At 50.2% G+C, this 24,172-nt stretch carries 13 protein-coding genes; 4 read left to right on the top strand and 9 right to left on the bottom strand.

All coding sequences use genetic code 11. The annotated features are described in order from the left end of the window. Window position 1 precedes the first annotated feature (1 nt). The gene (locus tag GJR95_RS09360; protein ID WP_232541134.1) at window positions 2–799 is read left to right on the top strand and encodes a hypothetical protein; all 798 of its coding nucleotides are present in this window, start codon (window positions 2–4) and stop codon (window positions 797–799) included. Window positions 800–1,033: 234 nt separating this feature from the next. On the opposite strand, the gene GJR95_RS09355 is transcribed toward GJR95_RS09360, so the two are convergent. From GJR95_RS09355 to GJR95_RS09315, 9 genes are all read right to left on the bottom strand, one after another. Then, window positions 1,034–3,322, bottom strand: coding sequence for an FAD-dependent oxidoreductase (locus GJR95_RS09355; RefSeq protein WP_162385614.1), 2,289 nt, complete (start codon window positions 3,320–3,322; stop codon window positions 1,034–1,036). Beyond that, window positions 3,297–5,321, bottom strand: coding sequence for a glycoside hydrolase family 2 protein (locus tag GJR95_RS09350; RefSeq protein ID WP_232541133.1), 2,025 nt, complete (start codon window positions 5,319–5,321; stop codon window positions 3,297–3,299). Before GJR95_RS09350 ends, GJR95_RS09355 begins: the two co-directional genes overlap by 26 nt. A gap of 31 nt (window positions 5,322–5,352) precedes the next feature. Next, the gene (locus tag GJR95_RS09345) at window positions 5,353–7,098 is read right to left on the bottom strand and encodes a sodium:solute symporter family protein (RefSeq protein WP_162385613.1); all 1,746 of its coding nucleotides are present in this window, start codon (window positions 7,096–7,098) and stop codon (window positions 5,353–5,355) included. A 19-nt stretch (window positions 7,099–7,117) separates the two neighbouring features. Further along, window positions 7,118–9,652, bottom strand: a complete 2,535-nt coding sequence (locus GJR95_RS09340) for a glycerophosphoryl diester phosphodiesterase (RefSeq protein WP_162385612.1) — start codon at window positions 9,650–9,652, stop codon at window positions 7,118–7,120. 52 nt (window positions 9,653–9,704) lie between these two features. Continuing rightward, window positions 9,705–10,715, bottom strand: coding sequence for an FAD:protein FMN transferase (locus GJR95_RS09335; RefSeq protein WP_162385611.1), 1,011 nt, complete (start codon window positions 10,713–10,715; stop codon window positions 9,705–9,707). After that, entirely contained in the window at window positions 10,690–12,492 is a 1,803-nt protein-coding gene (locus GJR95_RS09330) for an FAD-dependent oxidoreductase (RefSeq protein WP_162385610.1), read from the bottom strand. The genes GJR95_RS09335 and GJR95_RS09330 overlap by 26 nt, the downstream gene beginning before the upstream one ends. Continuing rightward, window positions 12,489–13,607 (bottom strand): hypothetical protein, encoded by a 1,119-nt coding sequence (locus GJR95_RS09325; RefSeq protein ID WP_232541132.1) that lies wholly within the window; start codon window positions 13,605–13,607, stop codon window positions 12,489–12,491. The genes GJR95_RS09330 and GJR95_RS09325 overlap by 4 nt, the downstream gene beginning before the upstream one ends. A gap of 72 nt (window positions 13,608–13,679) precedes the next feature. Further along, a complete protein-coding gene (locus tag GJR95_RS09320; RefSeq protein ID WP_162385608.1) occupies window positions 13,680–15,155 on the bottom strand; it encodes a RagB/SusD family nutrient uptake outer membrane protein in 1,476 nt (491 codons plus the stop codon). Between the two features lie 113 nt (window positions 15,156–15,268). Further along, window positions 15,269–18,307, bottom strand: a complete 3,039-nt coding sequence (locus tag GJR95_RS09315; RefSeq protein ID WP_162385607.1) for a SusC/RagA family TonB-linked outer membrane protein — start codon at window positions 18,305–18,307, stop codon at window positions 15,269–15,271. 276 nt (window positions 18,308–18,583) lie between these two features. Between GJR95_RS09315 and GJR95_RS09310 the strand changes: the two genes are divergently transcribed. The 3 genes from GJR95_RS09310 to GJR95_RS09300 all read left to right on the top strand — a co-directional run bounded on the left by GJR95_RS09310 (window position 18,584) and on the right by GJR95_RS09300 (window position 24,166). Continuing rightward, the gene (locus GJR95_RS09310) at window positions 18,584–19,603 is read left to right on the top strand and encodes a LacI family DNA-binding transcriptional regulator (protein ID WP_162385606.1); all 1,020 of its coding nucleotides are present in this window, start codon (window positions 18,584–18,586) and stop codon (window positions 19,601–19,603) included. A gap of 252 nt (window positions 19,604–19,855) precedes the next feature. Then, window positions 19,856–20,725, top strand: coding sequence for a hypothetical protein (locus GJR95_RS09305; protein WP_162385605.1), 870 nt, complete (start codon window positions 19,856–19,858; stop codon window positions 20,723–20,725). 48 nt (window positions 20,726–20,773) lie between these two features. Next, window positions 20,774–24,166 (top strand): SusC/RagA family TonB-linked outer membrane protein, encoded by a 3,393-nt coding sequence (locus GJR95_RS09300; RefSeq protein ID WP_162385604.1) that lies wholly within the window; start codon window positions 20,774–20,776, stop codon window positions 24,164–24,166. Window positions 24,167–24,172: the final 6 nt, after the last annotated feature.

The raw sequence follows: 24,172 nt of genomic DNA, 5'->3' as shown, positions 1-24,172 counted from the left end.
TATGAAACCGTTCTTCCTCTTCGGCTGCAAAGTCGCCCTGCTTGGTTTAGTATGCCTGCCTGGCAGTCGCTTATTGGCTCAGTCGGCTCCCACCGCCAAAACCTATACGTATTTCATTTTTCACAAACTGTCGCCCGGTCTTACCATCCAGGATGCGCTGCCCGTTGAGCGGGAGTGGCGGGTCATCAATCAGGCTGCGGTAGATGAAGGCAAGATGATTGGCTGGCACATGATGGTCAAACAGATGAGTTCTAACCCTAACCCGGATTATGACTATGTGACGGTGATTGTTTCGCCAGTAATGGGTATCCAGGGCGCTTCTCCGGCGGCCATCGCGAAAATCTATGGCGATAGTGTGCAAACCCGTATGGCCAATCTGCAAAAACGTGATCGGGCAACGGCACCTGTTGTAAAAATGGAAGTCTGGGAGACGGTCGATGCGTCGTTTGGTGCTGGATTTTCGCCCGATAAATCGCCCGTCGTTGTTGTTGACTTTATGAAATTGCGTGATCCCACGGCCGATTGGTCAACGTTGGTTACGCCCATAAAGCAATTGAACGCTGTTCGTGTCCGGCAAAACGAAACTACTGGCGCAGGCGTGTCAACGCTGATTGTGCCAAAAGGGAGCGAAAAAGGGTATAATCTGATTGCCTTTCAGACTATGGCAAATACGAATGTGCTGGCCAATCCGGCAAGCAGCGAGACGACGAAACTTCAGAGCCAGATTAACCGGGCATTTGATGTTGTACGGCAGGAGGTTTTTCGTTTCACGGAGTATACCAAAAGACCGGGTAAATAAGCTAGTTGATTGATCATAGGACTTTCGCTTCGAGCCGTGAATTCGTCTACAAAGAAGCCGATATGATAAAGTGGAGTCGGTTTTGAGAAATCGACTCCACAGCCGTCCCCGCAATGGTCAGGTTGAAGAACCTGACCTCACGCTAATAAGTGTGGTGTCGGTTTCTTAAAACCGACACGTGAACCGCCCTCACAAAGGTCAGTTTTAAGGAACTGACCTCACACTTATACCCACTCACTCATAAACCCTGATTTCCAGTAAAGCGGCTGGTGCATTGCCGTTCATGGCTTTCAAATGGATTGTCAGGCTACTTGTATCAAGTGTTTGCTCGAACCGGATAACGTTCCGGCTCTGGTGGTTTTCGGTTTGGTGAAAAATGCGTTCATTACGATCATTACAAAGCACATATTCCTGAACGCAAAAGGGTGACGCTGTTTCGGGGTGTACCATAATAACCGATTCGAGCGGATGGTCAAAATCCGAATCGAAAAATAACTCGACCCGACTAATTTGCTTCCGGTTGGCCCAACTCAGCGTTAACGTTGGATTGGGATCAGTCGGAGCCGCTACCCAGGCATTAGGCTGGTTCGTGGGACGCTGAAGGCCATTTCGCACGTTTTCAGCCGTAAACAGCCGGATGCCGGGTTCAATCTGTAAGGCAATATTATGCCCTTTAGGACGGCGTTCCGGGCACCAGAATTCAAACGTTTCGACACCAATGTCGTCGGTTGGTTCCTGCTTGCCATAATTTGACACCGCCGGATTGCTCTTGTTAAACACCGATACTATACCGGTCGCTCTCAATTGGCTGTACTGGAGTCGGATGTGTTCATTTTTTAAGAAACACACGAATACATAACCCGCCTGGTTCAGCGCTGCATCAAATGGCAAATCGACTTCCTGCTTCCCTTTTCGTACGGAAATTGTCAGTCTTTGCAGCGTTACATCGGGCGTATGATTACCGGGTTTGCTACTTCGACGTAGTTCTACCGTAAGGGTTGTATCCTGATCAGCCGTCACATAGGCCGTCAAATGAGGTACGGGCCCTGCCGGAATCGGCAGCATCTGTGCCGATGGTTGCGCCAGTGTAACGAGTGAGCCATCGGGCGGAAAGCTGCTCAAAACAAGTTCGCTGGATGCCGATAGTTGCGCCTGTTGGGCTAAGTCCTGATCGTCATGCAGCCGGAGACCGGGTATGTACTGGCCAATTTTTAGCAGTTCGTTCTGTAAAGACGCAATGTATTGCCGCTCTGGCCTGTCGACGAGATCACGGGGTTTTAACCCATCGCGTGTACATAGGGCAGCAGCCATACCGACGGCTTGCGCTACATAGGCACTGGTGCCCATCACGCGCGACGATCCAAAGGCAACGTGCGAGGCACTGATCAGGCGACCAGCCAGAAACAGGTTGTTGATATTACGGGAATAGAGACTGCGATAGGGAATCTGATAAATCCCTTTGCTATGCCATTGGTTACAGCCGGGCTTTTCGCTAAATACACCATCGGCCGGGTGTAAATCGATACTCCAGCCGCCGAAAGCCACGGCGTCGACATGTTCGCGTTGTTCAACAACATCCTGCTGGCGAAGAATATAATCCCCCTCAAACCGGCGGCTTTCGCGCTTACCCGGAATATGACCGACCCATTCCAGCGTTAGCGTTTCGGCTTCCGGGAACTGCCCCGAATTTTTGATGTAGTTCCAGACGCCATAGACAACCTTCCATAATTCCCATTTGATTTTTTCGGTATCGTGAACGGTGTCCAGGCGGCCACCATACTCGATCCACCACAATTGACAACCGTATTCCTGGGTATTGAACCGACGATAGCGAGGAATTTTGGTAATGTCGTCCAGTGCATAAGACGGTGGAACAAAGCGAACCGGACGCCCCGTATCTTTCGTGTAGAAGTACATCGAATGGCCCAGCAACTCGCCGTATTCGGCCGAAGGGGCGAACTTTTCGCCAAACTCTTCCTGCGATTCGGCTCCCATCCGGAAGGCTGCGCCCGCCTGAAAGCCTACTATTCCGTCGCCGGAAGCATCGCAGAACAAAGGAGCTACCAGCTCATATAGCGTGCTATTCTGGCTGCAGAAAGCTTTTAGTTCGCTGATGGTATCGGGCGTCGATTTCTCTACCTCATACACCGCCGTATTCAGTAACAGGGTGATATTTGACTCGCCAATTACTTTTTCGAGCAGAATCGTATCGAAAATCAGCGGATTTCCTTCCGGATTTCGGTACCAGTTTTCGAGTAGTAATTCGTCGATGACACCGCCTTCGCGGGCCCATCGATTGTTGTTGCCCATGTGTGAAGTTGCGCCCAGAACCCACAGCCGTACTTCGCTCGATGCGTTACCGCCGAGCACAGGCCGGTCCTGCACCAGCACGACGCGAATGCCTGCCCGAGCTGCTGTGATGGCACAACAGACACCCGATAAGCCCCCGCCAACTACAATCAGATCGGCGTCATGTCGGATGGTTTTTAAGGTTCGTTTATCGGTTGCTTGTTCGCGTATCATTCGTTAGATCAATCGTTTGAGTAAGAATTGAAAAGCCCGTCGGTTTCAGGATGGTTACATGAAGGGTTTTGTCAAACCCACGAACGGGAACAATGAGGTCAACGCTTTGACCCGGTTGCAGAGTTGGTATGTCAAGGCTGTCATCGTTGGCTTTTAGCTGGTAGCCCTGAAGGGTATAGGCCGGAAAATCGTTACGGGCCGTTATCCGGATGGTAAGCGTATGAACGCCTTCTGGCCCAGGAGTCCAGCTTGTTTTTTCGACGGTTACGGGTGCCATTTCGCGCTGATAGGTCGCGTACATCGGTCGTTTTGCCCGTTCTGGCCCGACAAGCCCCCACGGACGGTAGCCGTTGGGATTGGTGCCCTGATGCCGACTTTGATAATCATTGAATGACCACCACGACGCGCCGATTACGTAGGGCCGCTTCCTGATTTCCCGAACAACCTGCTCCACGTCGGCAATCTGCCCGGCATCGCCCGTTTCGGTGTCGGCCCGACGACCCCATTCGCTGATCAGGATGGGTTTGTCGGGGTAGAGTTGGTGAATGTGATCCAGTACTTTGGCATGATTGCCGTAGGAATTTGTTGAAACAAAATCACAATACTGACTGGCTTCATCTTCCGGCTTTTTCGGCAGTATGTTTAACCGCATCGATGCAAATGTGTAGAGCCGGGTGGCGTCGAGGGTGCGGGCGTAGGCAATCATGTCTTTCGTCCAGCTTTGTCCCGAAGGCGTTTCGGACAGGTATTCATTGCCAACGCTATAAGCGATTACGCTGGGGTGATTCCAGTCGCGCTCGGCCATTTCCCGGAACTGATGCTGGAATTTTCGGCGGATCGTATCGTTTGCCATCTGCTTTGGGGTAAGCTGCCAGTTACCCGCTTCCGAAATAATCAGCATACCATTTCGGTCGGCCCAGTCGTAAACGGCCTCGCTGGGGGTATAATGCGTCAGGCGGTGAAATTCCATGCCTGCTTCCTTCATCAGCCGCAGATCCTTCTCGATCAGCCAGTCGGGTTCCATTGAGCCGAGTCCCGGATAATCGACAACCCGATTGCCACCCGCTACTTTAATAGGCTGGCCATTGAGCAACAGCTGCGCATTTCGAACCTCAACCTTCCGAATACCAAAGTGCGTAGTGGTCGTATCGGTCCCGGCAATAACTCGTAGATCGTAGAGTGTCGGTTTGTCAACACTCCATAAATCCACATCAGTGGCTTTTAGGGGCGCTTCGGCTTCCAGCACGGCCGTTTGATTTGGACCGACAGTGCCAGTTGCACTCTTCCATTTCAACACCAGCGTTTTATTTCCCTGCTTAACCTGATACTGAATGGCAGGTGTAATCGCTTGCCCCGATGTATTCCGAACGCGGGTTTTGAGGGTGAGCGTGGCTGTTCCTTTGACTAACTCAGGCAAGGCTTCCACTTTCACGTTCTCCACGTAGACTTCCGGCTCGACGGTCAGGTAAACCGGCCGAATCAGACCGCCGTAATTCATCCAGCCTGGGAAAGGATCATTGGGGCGGCCATTGTCTTTGGCTCCGGGTATACTGCCCGGTTTCCAGGTGTTGTTATTCACCGAAATAGCCAGGCTGTTTTCCGAACCGGCCGTCAGGTAATCGGTAACATCGAAGCTAAACGGGGTATAGCCACCTTCGTGTGAACCGACTTTACGGTTATTAATCCATACCGTGGTTGCGTAATAAACCCCGTCGAAATGCAGCAAAACCCGTTTTTTGCCCGATGGTTGCCAACCGAATGTGCGCCGATACCAGGTCGTGCCGGTATAAAATTGATACCGTGGATCGACCGAAAAGCAATGCGGCACACTGACTTTATCCCAGCCATTGACCGGTATCTTATTGGAGAACCACTGTTCTGATTCGCCAGCTTCAGCCGGATCGAGTGCAAACCGCCATTCCCCATGTAGCGGAATTGCTTTCGGGTCACGGATTGCATATTGGCCTTGCGCTGAACCCGCCAGCAAAAAAACAGCCATCACTATCAACCTATGGAATTTACTGATCATTCTATATTTGTTCGTTAACTGGCCTATCGATCGGCGCATTTGAGGAAGTAGTTTTAACAACAGTACCGGCAGCCCGCCAGGGAATCAGGGCAGCCAGCAAAATGACTACGGCAATGCCTGCTGTAATGCCCGCGCCGGATACGGTCAGAAAGCTTAGGCCGAACAGCATCAGGGCCGTGAACACCAGCGAACCTGCAATGACCTGTAAGCCAAAGCGATTCTGTTTTTTTACCTCAATGGCTTCTGCCGCTAACTCCGTTTGTGCTTCATTACTTTGCGCGTCATCCCGTTTTTGTTGTCGGGCCACCAGATAGCGGTAGTATTCATCGGCTACAAGGGTCCGCGAGCTTGCCCACAGTTCGTAACCAAGCAAGAGCAACAGAGGTATCCCCATACCAATGGCCGTTTCCCATGACCTTGAAAGTTTGAAACCCAGCAATAAAGGCGATAGTACTTTAAAGAATAAGTTGACGGCCAGGCCGATACTGGTGATCCAGAGTGTTGCGCGGCTAGTCAGGCGTTTAGAGAACAAAGCCCAGAGGGGAGGAGCCAGCAGCGGCCCTCCCGAAATAGCCGAAATACTGAGCACCACTTCAACAATGCCGCCCGCTGCCGGAACAAGTAGCGCGATGCCGATCATGCCCAGACCAAACACCCACGACGACCCGCGTGCTACCCGAATCAGCTGTTTGTCAGATGCCTTCGGATTTATCAGGCCTTTATAAATGTCATTCGTAAAAACAGCTGAAACCACATTCAGGGCCGTATTGGCGCTTGCTGAGGTCGAGAAATACATACCCGTCAGCATCAGACCGAGCAAACCAGGCGGTAACACAAGCTGGCAGATTTTCAGGTAGGCGTTTTCCGTGTCTAAACCAACCAGCCCCGGATTGATGGCTTTGTAGATCATAGGCGGCATCATCCAGATAATCGGGCTGATGAGGTAGAGTCCGGCGAACAGAAAGGCGACTTTCCGCGCTGATTTTGGACTGTCTACACTCGTGTAGCGTTGTACGAATGTCCAGTTCCCACCGATGTAAGCGATGTGATAAAGCACAAAGGCCAGCACGAATCCGATGGTGTATTCACCATTGAGGGGCGAAAAGAAGTCGGCGGGTACGGCCTGTGTGAAGCCATCGAAACCTCCCACTTTATCCAACGACAATGGCAACAGAATGAATACTGCGGCAGACAGCACCACAAATTGCAGAATATCGGTAACCATAACCGCCCATAACCCACCCACGGCGGTGTAGGCGATCATGAACAGACCCAGCCCAATGGTACAGGGCACTATTGGCAGATTGAGGGACGAGCTTACCAGTTTAGCCACCGGATACAGTACCGATCCTTTAATGAAAATACTGACCAGCGTGAAAATAAAAATATAGACTTTCTGAACCGTGAGGCCGAGCCGCTCGCGGATAAACTCGGCAGCAGTCAGGGCACCGGCGGCTTTCCAGCGGGGAGCCAGGTACAAACCCGTTACCAACGCGCCAATGCACATCGTCCACTGAATGGTGATTGCGACCCAGCCGTATTTATATGCAATTGATCCCCAGGCAACAAAAGTGCCTGCTGAGAAAAAGCTCATGAAAAGTGACAATCCACCAATGAACCACGGCACGGCTTCTCCACCCGCAAAAAACGATTTCAGGTTTCGTCCCGTCCGGGCAAACAGCATCCCGATTCCCAGCACAAAAGCCGAGAATATGACGATGACGGCAGTATCAATGGTTGTATTCAATGGGTAAGTAGGTTAAGGGTTATAAATCCTTGGATTCGACCGTGATAACTTCTATTCCGAACGCTGGTAACTGCTTCGAAATGGATTTTCCGTTTCTGATAGCCAGGTGAAAATCAGAGGACTGCGCCCGGTTATTCATCAAGACGACAAACAGCTTTTCTCCGGTTACGGCTTTGGCTACTAGATAGTCGATCGACGGGTTATCGATCTTTGCCAGGTTTTCATCGATGAGCAGCGTAGCTTTTTCGCCATTGATGGTCCCTGGGGCGAAGCCATACGTCTGGTGGGGGCCAACTTTGGGTGTTACGAACCCCCGTGGGAACGTCACCTTTCCGCCCGACCTCAATTCCGCTTCGGCCATCAGGTAATCGGTGAGCCAGCCTATTTGCCACCAGGCATGGTGTGGATACGGCCCGGAGCCTCTGTTCATGGCTTGCCAATAGTAGGAGGCAACGCTGGTTTTGGAGTCCACGAACGCGTCGCGCCCAATGGCCCCTGAACGGGCCATGTCCGCAAAAATCGGTTCTTTCGTCAGGCCATACATCCGAATAAACAGACCGGCATGACTACACAGTTGAATAGGTCCCAGCCGGGTAGCCGAACCGAAAATGCCGCCATGTTCAAAACTCAACCCCGCCTGACTGATTTCCCAATCTTCGCGTGGAGTCCCGTTCACGGTTTTTGCCTGATGACTGGCAATCGGATGGGTATAAATCGAGGTAGTATAGATCTTGGCCGCCGTAATGGCCGCATCTTTGTAGCGGGCGTCGCTGGTGAGGTCAAACAAATCCAGAAACGCCTGCGCCGACTGTCCCGTCGCAAAGTCAGGGGCATAACGGGCATCGCCACATACGCCCAGAAAACTCCCCGTTTCAACGGCGTTTTTAATCAGCCAGTCCGCTCCTTTTCGGGCGGCAGCGAGGTATTTTGGCTCTTTCAGAATACGATAGGCAACAATCAACCCGTAAAACGTTGGCCTCACATCCTGAATGTCTTTGAAGATTTCCTGCTCCGAATGGCGATCGTAGGCGACCGCCCAGCGACCATCCGATTTCTGCCAGGTCAACAACCGGTCAGCACCAAAGCGCAGCCGCTCTTTCAATTCGGCGTTTTCTGGCTCGAATAAGAGCATGTTGCCGATGTCGAGCATGGTATAGTACGTTAAGCCAATTGGTTCGACCACTTCACCCCATTCTTCGACGAATTTTTTTGATTTGGCCAGATAGTATTGACCCTCAGGCGCCCCCTTGAAAAAACTATTTCCCGTTTCCTGCTGAGCCAGTTTGAAGTTTTCGGCGTAGGGCAGAACGTTTTTTGTTAGCGCGGTGTCTTTCGTGGCCGTTGCCAGCATCCACATGGCGCCGTAATCGGAGTTCTTCATGGCGTCTTTGTTCGATCCTACTACACCACCCAGGTACGACTGCGCCCCAATTTTCTTACCCTCAAAATCCTCAATGTTCCATAAGGACGTTTTCGGATCGGTCAGGTAGTGGTGCATTTTGGCAATCCGGTCCGTTAAGGATTGTTTGCTTTGCCGTAATGCCAATGATTCGTTGAACCGATAAACGTCATAAACGGCATGGTTCAGCGCTTTGAACCAGTCGCCGTCGGTCAGGCTATAGCGGAAACTATAGCTAATGGTTTCTCCCACTTTCAAGGCCGATTTTGGTTCGCCCAATACCGGATAATACAGCGTCGGTGAAAGCTGCGCTTTTCGGTTCATGTGCGATAACCCGATGTTCCAGTCTGTTTGCGTGATTTTATCATTCGCCCACGGGTCGCGCGCCAGACCGGGCTCGGGAATAACCGAGAGGGTTATGCCGTTTTTGGTCGTTATCATCGGACTGAGTGTACTGGCGCAGCGTTCACGGTAGAGGACGGGCAAAGATGGAATGCCGTGACCGTAGGCATAGGCCAGTGCGAAATTTGGCTGGATTTTGTTCCCCTGAAAATAGCCGGGGACCGTTGCCCAGGTCAGGTTCTGTTCTGAGATCGTGGCGATTGTCGGGCTGGCAAGCGAGAAATAGCCGTCTTTCTTTGGCTTAATGGTTTGCCTGACAATAATATCTGACGAAAATTTTGGGTCTAACATCCATTCCGAAACAATGGTAGCGACTTCGGTTTCCTGGCTGAATACGACCTTGTTTTTGCCACTCTGTTCTGCTTTCTGTGGGAAGAAGTGAATAGCCTGCCCGGCCTTATTCAGCGAAACCGGACTGGTACTTTCTGCCCATTGCACTTGCTGGTAGTGGTATTTTGAACTAGGAAAATCTTCACCCGTAATCGTTTTGAACGTCGTATCGGATTTCGGATTGGGCTTATCTGCTGCATAGAGCAGCGTATTTTCACCAGAAGGCGTACCAAGGGTTTGCCAGCGGTCACCTTTCCTGACCTGAATCTGCTTCTCCTCGAAACCACGGGGCGTTTTTGTCCAGATCAGGCGAATCCGATCATTAGCCAACTGAGGTGTAATCGTCTGTCCTGTTGCTGGACGAATGCCCACAAAAGCACTTAGCGTCAGCAGATAAACAGCGATTAAGGTTTTATTCTTCATATCAGGGTTTCAGAGTTACTGCTTGTAGTCTGGTTGAGTATCAATTGATTCTTCACAAGTTTTTCAATCCTTCGCTGGCAAACGCCTTCAGTTGACCATCCTCGCCGGTATAGAGGATATACACATCCAAATCAGGCCTCCTGGCTAAAAAACGCTTCGTTGCTTCCAGGCCCATCACAAAAAACGCGGTGTCGTAGCCATCGGCGGTTATGGCATCCGGCGCAAATACAGTTACGCTCAACACCGAACTTTGCTCCATCGAACCCGTTTTCGGATTGATGATGTGGCTAAACGTCTGGCCGTTCGATTGGTAGTGGTTCCGGTAGTTTCCGGCGGTTGTCATAGCCCGGTTGACCAGCTTCATGGTCGTTTGCATTTTTCCGGGCTGGAGTGGATTCTCGATGCCGATTGTCCACGACTGACCATCACCTTTCGGTCCTTTCGTCCGGATCTCCCCGCCAATTTCTACCATATACCGGTTAATCCCTTTGCTTTCCAGAAACTCAGCAATGACATCGACGCTATAGCCCTGAGCAATTCCATTAAAGTCCAACCGTATGTTTTTCTTTACTTTTCGGATAGACACAGCATCAAACACGACGTTGCGAAAACCAACTAACTGTAACAATGAATCAACATTGACTGGTCCTGTTGATCGTACTTTTTTAGGCCCAAATCCGTAGGCTTCGACCAGCGGCATCACCGTTGGGTCGAAAGCTCCATTCGTTTCGCGGAACACCTCTTCCGATTTTTTGAGGACCGGGTAGAAATAGGGCAATCGAAACCGATGCGCCGTCTCCGAGCGATTAAACTGCGAAATCTCGGAATCGGCCACATAGGTGGATAGGCAGTTGTCAATTGTTACCAGAACAGAATCAATTTCTTTTTTGAGATTACGCTGCTGTTCGTCCCGGTATTTGATGTGGTAGGTTGTGCCCTGCGTTTCTCCTTCCAGACTGACCATTGGGTACTCTATTACTACCGCTCCTGCTCTCCCCGAAAAAGAGAGCAGGAGCAGGAATACCCAAGGAATCCGGTTAAGGTTTGGCCGCCGTTGGTTCATCTTTAATAATTGCCATTAATTCCGGCAGGTGTTCCTGATAAACTCCACGCGGTGACGTATTGTATTTTTTGCCCAGATAAGCTGCAAAGCCAACCACTTCGCCCATCATGCCGCAGGTACGCATAACCCGTGTGCTGCCAAAGGCTACGTGGGTTGTGCTGATATTACGCCCTGCCATGAATAGATTGGGAATGTTGCGGGAATACAGACACCGATACGGAATGGTATAAGGCGCCACTTTAATATGCTTGGTTCCGGCAAAAAATTCCTGTCCCTCAAAATATTTGCTGTTCTTGGCATCCGGAAAATGAAGGTCGATGGTCCAGGTGGCCGTTACCGTTCCGTCCGGGTATTGTTTCCCTTCCTGAATGTCCATTTGGTTCAGGACATGATCGCCCATGAGCCTTCTGGATTCGCGCTTGCCGCCGATATAAGCCACCCAGGCGAGTTCGCGTTTGCCATATTTTGCCTGTTTGTTGTGTTTCAGATACGACCAGTTCCCGTAGATGGCCCGCAGATTATGGTCGCGGATTTTTTCAGCGTCAGTGATGGTGTTAAAGTTGCCAAAACCCGTTTCCCATTGCCAGTCGGCCTTGGCCTCGTCGATGTGGTATTCATCCGAAAAAGGAATGGCCCAGGGCGTTTCAGGGAATGATGAAACCGTATCGCGCTCCAGCGACGCCCACAGATTTGATGTGCCGAGGGTAAAATCGTCGGCTTTATCGGCTGCCAGCGATTCGCCAGTATCGGTTTTGCTCTCCCGGCCAAACCGGTAGTCGGCTCCGGCCAGATGCCCTAATGTACCATCGCCGGTGCAGTCAGAAAATAAAGCACCCGTAAAACGCACTTCCTGATTGGTGGCAATGTCCCGCCCAATTACGGCAGCAATGGCATTACCTTTCTTCTCGACTTTATAGACGTGGGTATTCAGGAAAAGTGAAATGTTCTTTTCGGCTTTGACGATGGAAAATTTCCGGGCATCGCCATACTCCTTGGCATCGGCGTTTCCGTTACCAGGATCACCATTGTCCATTTCCCGAACAATGCGCCCCAACTTGGGGTAATGGTTTTTGTCGACATCGCCCATCAGGTGTACCCGAATTTCGGAACTATTGTTCCCACCCAAAACGGGCCGATCCTGAATCAGCGCTACTTTCAGCCCCATTCGTGAAGCCGAAATGGCGGCACAGGTTCCGGCAACTCCGCCACCCACAACAACCAGATCGAAGCTTCCGGCTTCGGTAGGTTTATCCGTCAAGTTCAGCAGCTTATTCCGGAAAGCGGTCAGTGCTTCGGGCTTATCGGGTGGTGTGAATTTGGGTGCATTGGTAAACAGAATGGCGTCGCACCGCCCGTTAAAACCGGTCAGATCGTGTAAAGCCAGTTTAAGCTGATCAGTTTTTACGTCGACTTCTCCGCCATTATACCATTTCCATTCGTCGGAACCGCTTTCACCAAAGATGGTTTTTATCGGCTGGCCATCAACGACAACCTGAAATTTACCGGGTCCTTTCGGAAAAGGTGCCCAGTCTTTAGTACGTACCCACAACTGATATTTACCCTTTTGCGGAAAGGTAACGGTGGTGGTGGCATCCTTTACCGACCGACCCATGCCGTGTGCCATCAGGTAAGAGGAGCCCATCACGACAAACGATTGCTGGTCGATTACCCAACCACCTTTATCCTGAAACGATTCGGTTTCCAGAAAGACATGATTCTGCGCCGATAGGGGCAGAGCGAGCAGCAGGCATAACAGAAACTGAAGGGTTGTTTTCATTTTTGAGTAGCTCTTGTTTTAAACGCATTCATCTTCGCCACAACATCATGAGTTCGAGGGTGGAAAGCGGTCAGAACCCGGTATATTTCAGCCGTGTAGTCCTGATTGGTATTATCCAGATGACGAGCCATTGTTTGCAGGGCTTTGTCCGATAGCTTTGGTTGGGCAGCCAGCAAATTGAGCATCATCGTAAACTGTTCGCGGTTGGCGTTGACCATCTCGCTGGCGGTTGCTTCGGCCAGCGAATTCTGGAAGGGAATTCTGGCCAGTTTTTTTAAGATTGCAATTTGTAGCGGGTAGCCCGCCGACCGGTATGTTTCCCACAGCCAGAGTTGCCGGGCATTTTCCATGAAAAATTGATTACCGAGCTTTTGCAGCGCAGAACGGGCGGTAAAAATATTTTTCCCTCGAATAATGCTCAGCATATCAGGGCTGAACGACGCGATGATAGTCCCGTCTTTATCGACGACTTTTTCCATGGCCCAGTATTGGTAATAGTGATTGCTGCTGGCCAGAAAACGATGTAGCAACGACTCATTACTGTAGGTCTCTGTGATCTTCTGCATTTCGTCGACCACCTTTCCGTGAACAATGTGCCAGAGCGTATAACAGGTGTAGACCGCGCCGTCGATTACTTCATTTTTTACCGTTTTCAGCGTAGCGCCCGCTTTGGCGTCTACAGAATCGGCCAGATTCTCGGTCCCTTTTCCAACCAGATCCTCCATCGCTACATCTTTCAGGAGTGAGTTCGGGTTGTTCAGGATGTCCTGTAACTTGTCGTAATCTTCCTGCTTGAATTCCCGGTGATCCATCTTGGTCAGTACTTGTCCCGGCGGAAAATCATACCGGGTGTAATTGCCCAATAAATCCCAGTAGAAATTGATATACACTGGTTTGCATTCGCCCGTCAGACAAACCGGTGTAAATACATTGCGAAAGAAGTACGACGGTTGATCTGACTCATCGAAAGCCAGTTTCAGCGTATAGGAAGTCGTGTCGTTTTCGGTGATGGTAAACTCACGTATTTTGGCTGGCTTTTGGGCAAAAGTCGCTGGTCGTTCCGAAAAGCCGGAAAGCATCAGCAGAATTAGTATAAAAGCCGTTGAGGGTACCATTTCCATTATTGATTTGAAACCTGTGTAGAAACCTATAAGGTCTCAAAGACCTTATAGGTTTAGGCTATTCGTTTACTTCCAGTCCGGGTTTTGCTGCAATTTTGAATTGGCATTCAGCTCGTCCTGCGGAATTGGGAAGTATTTGTTTTTCGCCTGTACGGTACGAGTTGGGTAAACACTATTGACCGCTTTGGGAATCACGGTCAGGTATTTGCCGGTACGGGTGAGGTCATACCAGCGATCGCCCTCCGCGAAGAATTCCCAGGCACGTTCCTGAATAACCGCATCAACAAACGCATCTTTGCTCAAACCCGTTTGCAGATCAGGCAATCCGGCCCGTTTCCGCACAGTGTTGATATAACCGTATGCCGTTGGTGTTGCACCGTTCAGGCGGGCTTCTGCTTCGGCAGCAATCAGGTACATATCGGCCAGTCGGAAAATGGGAATGTTCGGAATCAAACCAATCGTTGAAACAGGGTCCTGGTATTTCTTGATCAATACGCCATCGGCTGTAATAGGCGTAATGCTTTTTTGCGGAAGGGTTTTGCCGTTTTTATCCACATAGGTCGTGTCGAGCAAAAGCCGGCGTTTATCCTGCGGGTTGAACGAATTGTAGAAAGCCTGATAGGCGAACATCGACCCGAACGTTGTTTTGCCGTATTCCGGCCCGGCACTGGCAGGCGGGCCACACAAACCCGTTAACTGGTGCGACCGACCCGGCGAAATCGGATCAACTTCATACGCCCACATATTCTCGATGCGAGCCGCATCTTCCTGATCGTATTTATACACATTGCGGACATCCGGCATCAGGGCGTATTTTCCCGATGCGATCACCGCCTGTGCTTTTTCGAGCGCTTTTTGCCACTCTTCGTTATACAAAGCCGCTTTTGCGTAAAGCGCATTCACCACTTCCTTAGATGGACGGCCTTTATCAACCGCCGGATACGAGGGCAAACCAGCTGCAAAGGCCAGGTCTAAGTCGGCATAAATCTGTTTGTACACATCGGCTTTAGGGCTTTTTCCAATAACGGCATCCGCTTCCGAATAGCTGGGTGTCGTTTTGATGGGTACATCCCCGAAGTTTTTGGTTAACATCCAGAGGTAGAACGCCCTCAGGTAGTAAGCCTCACCGATGATCTGTTTTTTGCGGGTTTCGTCCATGACGGCCGCCGGGACCTTGGCAATGATCCAGTTCGCTTTTTCAATGCCGTCGTAACCCGATGTCCAGATTTGCTGGGGTGCTTCATTGAGCCGGGAATTACTTTTCTGCGTCGTGTAGTTAACGTCGTAGGTGAAAAGTGTCAGTGTATTACGGCCCACAACCCCCCGTGGGTAGGTCTGGTCATCGCTAAAATCGGCGATCAATGTTCCGGCGGGACCACTGTACATATCCGCAAACGGATCGTAAGCCGCTATGAGCCCTTTCTCCGCATCGGCTGCGGTTTTGTAGAACGCTTCGGTATAGATGGACGAATAAATGGTTTCGTCCAGTTGGCAGGACGCCAGGCTGAAGGCAACTAATATAGGAATAAGTATCTTTTTCATTTGCTTAAAGAGCGAAAGAGTGAATGGGCGAAAGGGTGAAGGATTACAACAGTTGTGAATTGTATGAATGCGATTTATTTGCACGTTCACTCATTCACTCTTTCGCTCATTGATTAAAACGTTACCTGAAGACCGCCCAGAAATGATTTGGCTTGTGGATACACCAGATTGTCGATACCAATGGCGGTATTTGAACCCGCATACGTGTTAACTTCCGGATCAAAACCACTGTATTTAGTGATCGTGAAGAGGTTGTTGGTGCTCACATACACCCGAATTTGCTGGAGTCCTTTGATGCGCGGCAGCGTATAACCCAACGTCAGATTCTTGCAACGCAGATACGAACCATCTTCAACCACCTGACTGGTTACGGGCAGGCGACCTGCCTGAAAACCACTCACATACTGATTGCTTGGGTTGGTAGCCGACCAGCGATTGGCAAGCCCTGCCAACTGATTCCGTTGACCCAGTGGCATTTCGAACGAAAGACGGCTCGCGTTGTAAATGTCATTTCCCTGTGACCCCGACAGAAACATATTCAGATCAAAGCCTTTGAACGATAGATTGGTAGAAAAACCGTAAATGAATTTCGGGTTCGGATTTCCGGTAATCACCTGGTCCGCAGCCGAAATAGTGCCGTCGCCGTTGATGTCCTTCACTTTCAGACCACCTAAACGACCGTCATAACCAGGGAGAATGGCCTCGCCGGTTTGATTGATTCCGTCGAAAACATAGGTTTTGAAAACGCCCAGTGGCTGGCCAACTTTCAATACCGAATAGGCCGTAATAAATCGCTCCTGCGTTGTGCCGCCGTCCAGATCCAGCACCTTATTGCGGTTCATGGTCATGTTGCCAGAAACATTCCATTTCAGCGGGCCATCCAGAATCCGGGCATTTACGGCGAATTCCAGTCCCTTGTTTTCCAGCGAAGCAAAATTACCGGTGATCGTGCCGTAGCCAGAGCTTAACGGCAGGCCTTTCACATACAATAAGTCTTTCGTGGTCTTCTGATACGCATCGACAATGACGCTGATGCGGTTATTGAGTAGGCTAATGTCAAGACCAATATCTGCCTGAGTAGACTTTTCCCAGCGTAAATCGGGGTTGGCGATACCCGATGGGTTGATGCCTGTTGCAAACGTGTGGTTAATGTTGTAATCGCTGCCTGAAGCCGAAACCGTCGCCAGAGATTGATATGGATTTAGGCCACCGGCATTTCCGGTAATACCGTAGCTGGCACGCAGTTTCAAATCTGAAAGCCAGGAAATGTTCTTGGCAAACGGCTCCTCAATAATCCGCCAGGCTCCGGAAATAGCCGGAAATAAACCGTATTTGTTGTTTGCTCCGAATCTGCTGGACCCATCGACTCGGGCGGTCAAGTCCAGAAAATACTTGTCTTTGTAGCCATAATTGATACGGGCCAGATACGAGTCCAGTCGGGTACGAGACCGGCTGCTGGTAATCGTTCGGGTTAACGCCAGTTGCAGGGCTTCGTTCTGGGTGGCATCGTTCGGGAAGCCAGTGGCGTTAATTTGATTGGAATTATTGTCCTCCGATTGGGAAGCTACTACTGCCGTCGCTTTAAACGAATGATGCTGAGCAAACAGGGTGCTGTAGGTCAGGATGCTTTCGTGCAGCAAAGCCAGCCCGTTGTTATTCACCTTAAACCCTGATCCCGAATTATCATTCAAATCCGCTTTGTTAACAATCGAACGGGGCGAATACCCATCGCGCAAACTACTTTGCAGATCCGTATTGAACGATGCCCGATACGTTAGACCCTTCAGAATGGTGAAATCAGCATAGAGGTTGATGAGGGTCCGTTTGATGGCGTTCCGGTTCAGAACACTGGCGAAGTTGAGCGGATTGGTAACTTCCCGATACTGACCGCCAGCCTGCTCGCCAAATGGAAAGATCGTACCATCAGCACGGTAAGGCACCAGCGTTGGTGGTGCACCGATGGCCGCGCCGAGGATGGAAGCCGTGACAACACCCGCGTCACCGATTGTTTCAGAACCGGTCGTGATACCGGAGTTAATAGCATAACTGCCTAAGATACTGGTTCCTACTTTTAGCCGTTCACTTACTCTGTGGTCAACATTCAGCCGATATGAATACCGTTTGAAGGCCGAGTTAATGATGATACCGTCTTGATTGAAGTAACTAGCTGAAAGTGCTAGCTGGGTTTTTTCGTTTCCGCCGTTGATCGACAACTGGTGATTTTGGATGGGTGCCTCACGGAAAATGAGATTTTGCCAGTTAGTGCCTTCACCCAACGATGAAGGATTGGGGTAGAAATTGTTTTTGAAAACCTCGTTTTCCAATTGCGCAAATTGAGCTGCATTCAGAACCGGTAAGGTTTTATTTACTTTCTGCACCCCATAATAGCTGTCGAGCGTTACGCGGGTAGCGCCGGTTTTACCGCGCTTGGTTGTAATGAGCACAACGCCGTTGGCGGCCCGTGACCCGTAAATGGCAGAAGCAGAGGCATCCTTCAGAATTTCGACCGACTCAATATCGTTCGGATTGATGGTCGAAAGCGGACTGACATCGTTAATGCCGCCACTGTTCGAAATCTGGATACCATCCACGACATACAACGGTTCGGAACTCCCGTTAATCGAGTTTGTTCCCCGAATCCGTACACTGACGTTTCCGCCGGGAGCGCCCGTGTTCTGATTCACCTGAACCCCGGCAACCCGCGACTGGAGCCCCTGAGCCACGTTGGCAACTGGCGTTTGCACCAGATCAGCGGCTTTTACCGACGCAATAGCGCCCGTCGTTTCTATTTTTCGTTGCGTACCATAACCCACGACCACAACTTCGTTCAGCGACCGGTCGTCGGACTGAAGTGTCAGGTCGATCGTTGAGCGATTCCCTACCGTAACATCCTGCGAGACATAGCCGATGAAGGAAAATGTAAGTACTGCCGCTCCGTTTTCGGTCGATACGTTGGGGAAAGAATACCGGCCTTCTGCATTCGTGGTCGTACCGCGTTGGGTATTCTTCAGAATGACACTGACACCTGGCAACGCATTGCCGTCTGGTCCTGTTACACGCCCACTGACAGTAAGGCCCTGAGCCAGCACACCCGATGCCGCTGCAAGAACCGTTAGTCCCAGACAGAAGAGGAGTCGTATTCGTTTTTTCATGAGGTTAGTTATAGGAATAATTAAATTTTTTGGTCCTGGCGTCTGGTCCTTTCTTCTGTGGTCGTAAGTATTAAAAAAGACCCAAATCACACGGAAGTTGCCTATTCCAGCGCTGTTTGTTTGAATTTCTCTTCAGAACTGCCTTTTGTCAAGGAAAACTTTACTTATTTTTCTGGGAACATTCCCAATTTAAATTGGGAATGTTCCCAGAAAAAAATGACCTTTAAGTGCTGGTTTTAGATTTCTAATATAGTTAATTCGGAAAAGTACAATTTTATGCAACAGCACCTGCCCACTATTATCGACATTGCCCGTCAACTGGGTATATCAAAATCGACGGTATCCCGAGCCTTAACGGCACATCCTAATGTAAGTGCAAAAACTCGGCAGCGGGTGCTGGAACTGGCCGAACAACTGGATTATCAACGGAATCAGTTAGCCATCTCACTCCTGACCAATCAGACCCGGACCATTGGTATTATGGTGCCTGAATTCATCAGCTTTTTCTTTCCAAAAGTGATTATTGGAGCGCAGGAAGTGCTGGCCGAAGCTGGCTACAATGTCGTAATCTGTCACTCCAATGAATCGTATGAAACAGAGGTTGAGAATGCTAAAGCACTGCTGGCCAGCCGTGTAGATGGGTTGATCGTGTCGCACACAAAAGAAACCCGCAATTTTGACCACTTCCGCATCTTTCAGCGGAAGGGTGTTCCGGTCGTGTTTTTCAATCGGGTCTGCGAAGACATGAATGTGTCGAAAGTTACGGTCAATGATTACGACGGGGCTTTTCGGGCTGTTGAGCACCTGATCCAGACCGGCCGACGGCGTATTGCCCACCTGGCCGGGCCAGACAGCCTGCCCAATAGCCGTAATCGGCTCAATGGTTACCGGGATGCGTTGCGGCATTATGGCATTGCCGAAGAACCTGAACTGGTCATTTCGTATGACCTAACGCTGGAGAAGGCCAATATCTACGTGAATCACCTACTGAATCTGCCTCAGCCACCCGACGCGTTGTTTACGATCAATGACCCCACCGCAATCGAAGCACTCAAGGTGATCAAAAGCCGGGGGCTGCGCATTCCCGACGATATTGCCATTGTTGGATTCAGCAACGATCCGATTTCTGCGTTGGTCGAGCCGGGGATAACAACTGTTTCTCAGCCTGTTAGTGAAATTGGCCAGCAGGCCGCTGCCTTATTGATGGAGCAAATAACGGATAAGGACAATACTATCCCTCCGCGAACAATTGTGCTGGAAACGCAGCTCATTATAAGAGGATCGACGGTGTATTAAGCGCACACGGTTCACACGGTCCGAAGACCGTATCACGAAAACAAACGATCTGTGTTAATTTTTTGACAAAAAAAATGCTGAATAATAACAGCTTGAAAACAGTAGATTAAAATACGGGTAATGTTTAAGCGCTTCCTTTGTGCTTCGAAAATAGCCTATGAAGATCGTTCTGTCAGTTGCCTTGGTTTTGGTTGAAATTCAGGCGATTATCCCTAAATGGTGCCGATCTCACGGGCGCTTAATCCAATGCTTATGAAGATGCTACTATGCCTCGTAGCCTGTTTCGTTGGCATACTTTCCTTTTCAGGATTTGATGTTAATGTTATCCTCTCTCAATCAACAACAATCGATTCGCTGGGTGCCTGTCAGGGAGTGAGTTACCAGTCGGGCAAGGCCTACCTCTACGGCGATCGTGAAGTGGGTGTGATTCGTACCTATGCAGTTGGCAAAGATGCGCTGACCTATGCAGGTCAGGAAGTTAAATTAACGGTAGAGGGAAAGGATGTTATCAATCACCCGACCGGAATAGCGTACAATAAAACCGGCCCAACCTTCATCGGCAATAGTATACGATTGAACCCCGAAGGTACCCAATGGCGGGCAGTGATCTATTTGGTGAACTGGGCGGGACTGCTCCGTACCGGAACGCTCGATGGTAATTTGCTGAGTACAATTGAAGATGATGCCTGTATTCAGGGCACCCGGCCCGAATATGTCCAGTACCAGAAAAAGTGGTACGTGGCTACTGCCGACTATGGCGACAAACGCAATGAAGTCCGGCTCTACGATCCTGTCTTGCTGGCAAAAGCCAAAAAAACCAGCGAGCCAGGTGTGGTTGTGAAAAAATTTACCTGCTCACCCTGGGTGCAAAACCTGCACTGGATTCCATCGAAAGGGGTACTCGTGCTGATTCAGAATCAGATTGAAGGACGTCGCTGGCGATTTACGTTCGTGGATTTGAAAAAATCCATTGAGTCTGGACAAGAACAGGTTATCAAGGTAATTGACGTGGATAAAGCCGATGAATTAGAAGGCTTTACGCTCCTGAACGATCTCAGGACGGGGATTGCTGTTACGTCATCCCGCAGCAATAATGTGCATTTTATGAACCTCAGCTGGTGAGGTTTCCAGGCGAGCTTACCAAAATCTAATTCCAACATACAACTTGATATGAATCACTACTCAATTCAGTTGAGCAGAGGACTCTTGTGCCTGCTGCTACTGCTTAGTCCACTCGTCTATCGACCGGTTTGGGCGGCTAATGCCTCGCTCATGTCGGGCCAGACCAGCCGGTTAGTCAAACTGACGGGGATTGTAACGGACGAACAAAATCAGCCAATTCCGGGTGTCAATATTGTTGAAAAGCAAACACGCAAAGGTACCGTTACGGACGCTGCGGGACGGTTTACTATCGATGTGAATGCAGGGTCAACACTGGTCTTTTCGTCAGTCGGTTTTGCCACGCAGGAAATTGTCGTTGGTTCGCAATTAACACTGACCATAACACTGAAAGAAGACGTAAACCAGTTGAGCGAAGTCGTGGCGGTGGGGTATCAGACGTTGCGGAAGAGTGATGTTACGGGGGCCATTTCGAACGTAAAAGCCAGAGAGTTAAACATTGCTGCCCCAACGCTCGGACAGGCGCTGGTGGGTAAGCTGGCTGGTGTCCAGGTGTCGCAGGTAGGCGGTGCTCCGTATAATTCGACCAAAATTCGGGTGCGTGGTATCGGGTCGATCAACGCCAGCTCGGATCCGCTCTACGTCATTGATGGATTTCCGGCCGGTAACGACGTGTTTATCAACCCGAACGACATCGAAAGTATCGATATTCTGAAAGATGCGGCTTCGGCGGCTATCTACGGGTCACGGGCGTCGGGTGGGGTTGTTATCATTACGACCAAACGCGGTAAAGACGGCAAAGGGAAGTTCGATTATGAATATCAGTATGGCATCAACCAACTGGCTAAGAAAGTAGATCTGCTGGATGCCAGTGGCTTTGCTCAGGTGATGATTGATGGCCGGAACAACACCTACCGCGATCTGGTCCAGAACAGTGGTAAGCCCTGGACCGACGCGATGTTCTCCGACGACAATGCCACCCGCATCGCTAAGGTCGGGAATGCCAGCTCCGTCAGTATCCCGACCGATATTTATGATTTCGCCAGTCAGAAACTCATTACTCCAAAATACAATACGGATTGGCAGAATGAGCTCTACCGGAATGCTCCCGTTAGCCGTCATAACCTCACCTTCTCGGGTGGTAACAATGGGGTTCGCTATCTGTTGAGCGGTGGGTATCAGAATCAACAGGGTATCATTGTCAATACCAAGCAGGAACGGGTCAATTTCCGGGCGAACATCGATGGCGATATCAGCAAGAAATTCAAAGTGGGGGCCAGCGTGTTTGTTACATCGACCAGCAACCGCGAAGTGCAGGAGGGGCGCTTCAACCAGGGGCCAATTCTGGGTGCCTTGATTTATGCTCCAATTTTCAGGGCTTACGATGACAAAGGCAATCTGGTGAAAAATGAAATGGCCTCCCAGCAACCTGTTTATGGGTATCAGACGATCGAAAATCCGGTTGCGATGGCGATGGAAACCAACATTACGCGTAAAGGTCTACGCGGTACATACAACGGTTCGGCCAGCTATGAGATCATTCCGGGCCTGGTTGCCAAAGCCAGCCTCGGTCTACAAACCTATAACGAAAAGTATAGCTACTATTTGCCAACCAGCCTAAGCAACGGGAATAATCCACCCTATTCGCCCCAGGCCATTGCGGCTGCAACGGCCTCTGCACTACAGCTTACGACTCAGAATGTATTGGCTGAATTTACGGCGACCTACGCAAAACAGTGGGGCAAACACAGCCTGAACGGTCTGGTTGGATATACGGCTCAGAAAACAAACCTCGACCAGATCAGTGTGTCGGCGCAAGGGTTTCAGAACGACGCCATTCAGGAAATTACAGCTAAGGGAGCCGATCCAACGAACTTTTTCCTGAACCTGCCTCCCGCGCCGGGTAGTGGGGTTCCAAATACAACATCTTCACTATCAACAAGTAGCATTGGATTTACTGGAACCGGCAAACAGGAAGAAACGCTGCTTTCCTATCTGGCAAGGGCCGAGTATAACTACGACAGCCGGTATTTCCTGACGGCCGCGTTCCGTACCGATGGATCGTCGCGTTTTGGGCCGCTCAATCGCTGGGGTAATTTCCCGTCGATAGCGGGAGGCTGGACTATCTCGAACGAACCATTTTATACAGACTGGCTGGGCGCAGCCTCGACGCTCAAACTTCGGGGAAGCTGGGGGCTCACCGGAAATTATAATGTGGGTAACTACAATTACCTGCAAACGATGAATAGCCCTACCGGAGCCGTATTTGGATCTGGAACGATACAGACGGCTTTCTATTCAGGAGCCATCAAAGACCAGAAACTTGGCTGGGAGTCGACATCGCAGTATAATCTTGGTCTGGATGTCGGTCTGTTCAATAACCGGTTATTACTGATTGCCAATGGTTATCTAAGTGACTCGTATAACCTGTTGTTTAATCAACCGATTTCGGCTATTTCGGGTACGACAAGTATCCTGACAAACCTGCGGGATTCTAAAATTCGCAACCAGGGCGTTGAGTTACAGATCGATGGTCGGGCTGTTTCGACCCAGGATTTTAAACTGAATCTGAGTGGTAACATCTCCTTCAACCGCAATAAAGTCCTGAACATGGGTGGGGCCAATACGATCCTGTCGGCAGGTGCCGAGCGTTCGTACATCACGCACATTACGCAGGAAGGCCAGCCGGTGGGCATGTTCTATGGATTTAAGGCTATTGGAATGGTGCGGCAAAAAGACATGGATAATATTGCCGCCGACAATGCGGTGTATAACTCGGCCACCCAGTCGTTCCCGGCGGGTTATGTTCTGAAAGGGCCCGCTCGCTCAACGGCATCGACCAACCCGCTTCGGCCCGGCGACCTGATTTTTCAGGATGTAAACGGCGATGGTGTTGTGAATGATGCTGATAAGCAGGTGATTGGGTCACCGTATCCAAAGTTCACCTATGGTTTTTCGGTAACGGCCACCTACAAAGCATTCGATGCGAATGCTTCATTTAACGGTATATATGGTAGCCAGGTGCTCGACGGGCAGGATTATTACCTTTTCAATATGGAAGGCTCAGGTAACCAGTACTCGGTTGTGGCTGATCGCTATCGGTCAGAAGATCAGCCGGGCAATGGCCAGATTTTCCGGGCATCGCGGGGCGGTACACAGAGCAATAGCACCCGTCTTTCGACTTTCTATCTGCAAAATGGCTCCTACTTCCGTTGCGCAAACATCACACTGGGCTATAACCTGCCTGCTGCACTCATCAGCAAAGCGCAGGTAAGCGGTCTGCGCCTGTATGTTAACGTCAATAATGCCTTCACGATCACCAAATACAAAGGATATAACCCTGAAGTAGACTACAACAATGGCGCTAACCTGGCTCCTGGTGTCGATTATGGGAAATATCCGCTGGCACGTGGCTACAACATCGGTGCAAAAATCACTTTTTAAGTAATC

Origin of the sequence: Spirosoma endbachense, from assembly GCF_010233585.1 — a bacterium.
In the GTDB taxonomy this organism is placed as follows: domain Bacteria; phylum Bacteroidota; class Bacteroidia; order Cytophagales; family Spirosomataceae; genus Spirosoma; species Spirosoma endbachense.
Note: the sequence above shows the minus strand (reverse complement) of the source record. Positions and strands in the feature narration are given on the sequence as shown.

What these genes read in the sequence shown, in the direction of transcription:
- GJR95_RS09360 (WP_232541134.1), top strand. Translation starts at nt 2, where the DNA reads ATGAAACCGTTCTTCCTCTTCGGCTGCAAAGTCGCCCTGCTTGGTTTA.
- GJR95_RS09355 (WP_162385614.1), bottom strand. Translation starts at nt 3,322, where the DNA reads ATGATACGCGAACAAGCAACCGATAAACGAACCTTAAAAACCATCCGA.
- GJR95_RS09350 (WP_232541133.1), bottom strand. Translation starts at nt 5,321, where the DNA reads ATGGCTGTTTTTTTGCTGGCGGGTTCAGCGCAAGGCCAATATGCAATC.
- GJR95_RS09340 (WP_162385612.1), bottom strand. Translation starts at nt 9,652, where the DNA reads ATGAAGAATAAAACCTTAATCGCTGTTTATCTGCTGACGCTAAGTGCT.
- GJR95_RS09335 (WP_162385611.1), bottom strand. Translation starts at nt 10,715, where the DNA reads ATGAACCAACGGCGGCCAAACCTTAACCGGATTCCTTGGGTATTCCTG.
- GJR95_RS09330 (WP_162385610.1), bottom strand. Translation starts at nt 12,492, where the DNA reads ATGAAAACAACCCTTCAGTTTCTGTTATGCCTGCTGCTCGCTCTGCCC.
- GJR95_RS09325 (WP_232541132.1), bottom strand. Translation starts at nt 13,607, where the DNA reads ATGGTACCCTCAACGGCTTTTATACTAATTCTGCTGATGCTTTCCGGC.
- GJR95_RS09320 (WP_162385608.1), bottom strand. Translation starts at nt 15,155, where the DNA reads ATGAAAAAGATACTTATTCCTATATTAGTTGCCTTCAGCCTGGCGTCC.
- GJR95_RS09315 (WP_162385607.1), bottom strand. Translation starts at nt 18,307, where the DNA reads ATGAAAAAACGAATACGACTCCTCTTCTGTCTGGGACTAACGGTTCTT.
- GJR95_RS09310 (WP_162385606.1), top strand. Translation starts at nt 18,584, where the DNA reads ATGCAACAGCACCTGCCCACTATTATCGACATTGCCCGTCAACTGGGT.
- GJR95_RS09305 (WP_162385605.1), top strand. Translation starts at nt 19,856, where the DNA reads ATGAAGATGCTACTATGCCTCGTAGCCTGTTTCGTTGGCATACTTTCC.
- GJR95_RS09300 (WP_162385604.1), top strand. Translation starts at nt 20,774, where the DNA reads ATGAATCACTACTCAATTCAGTTGAGCAGAGGACTCTTGTGCCTGCTG.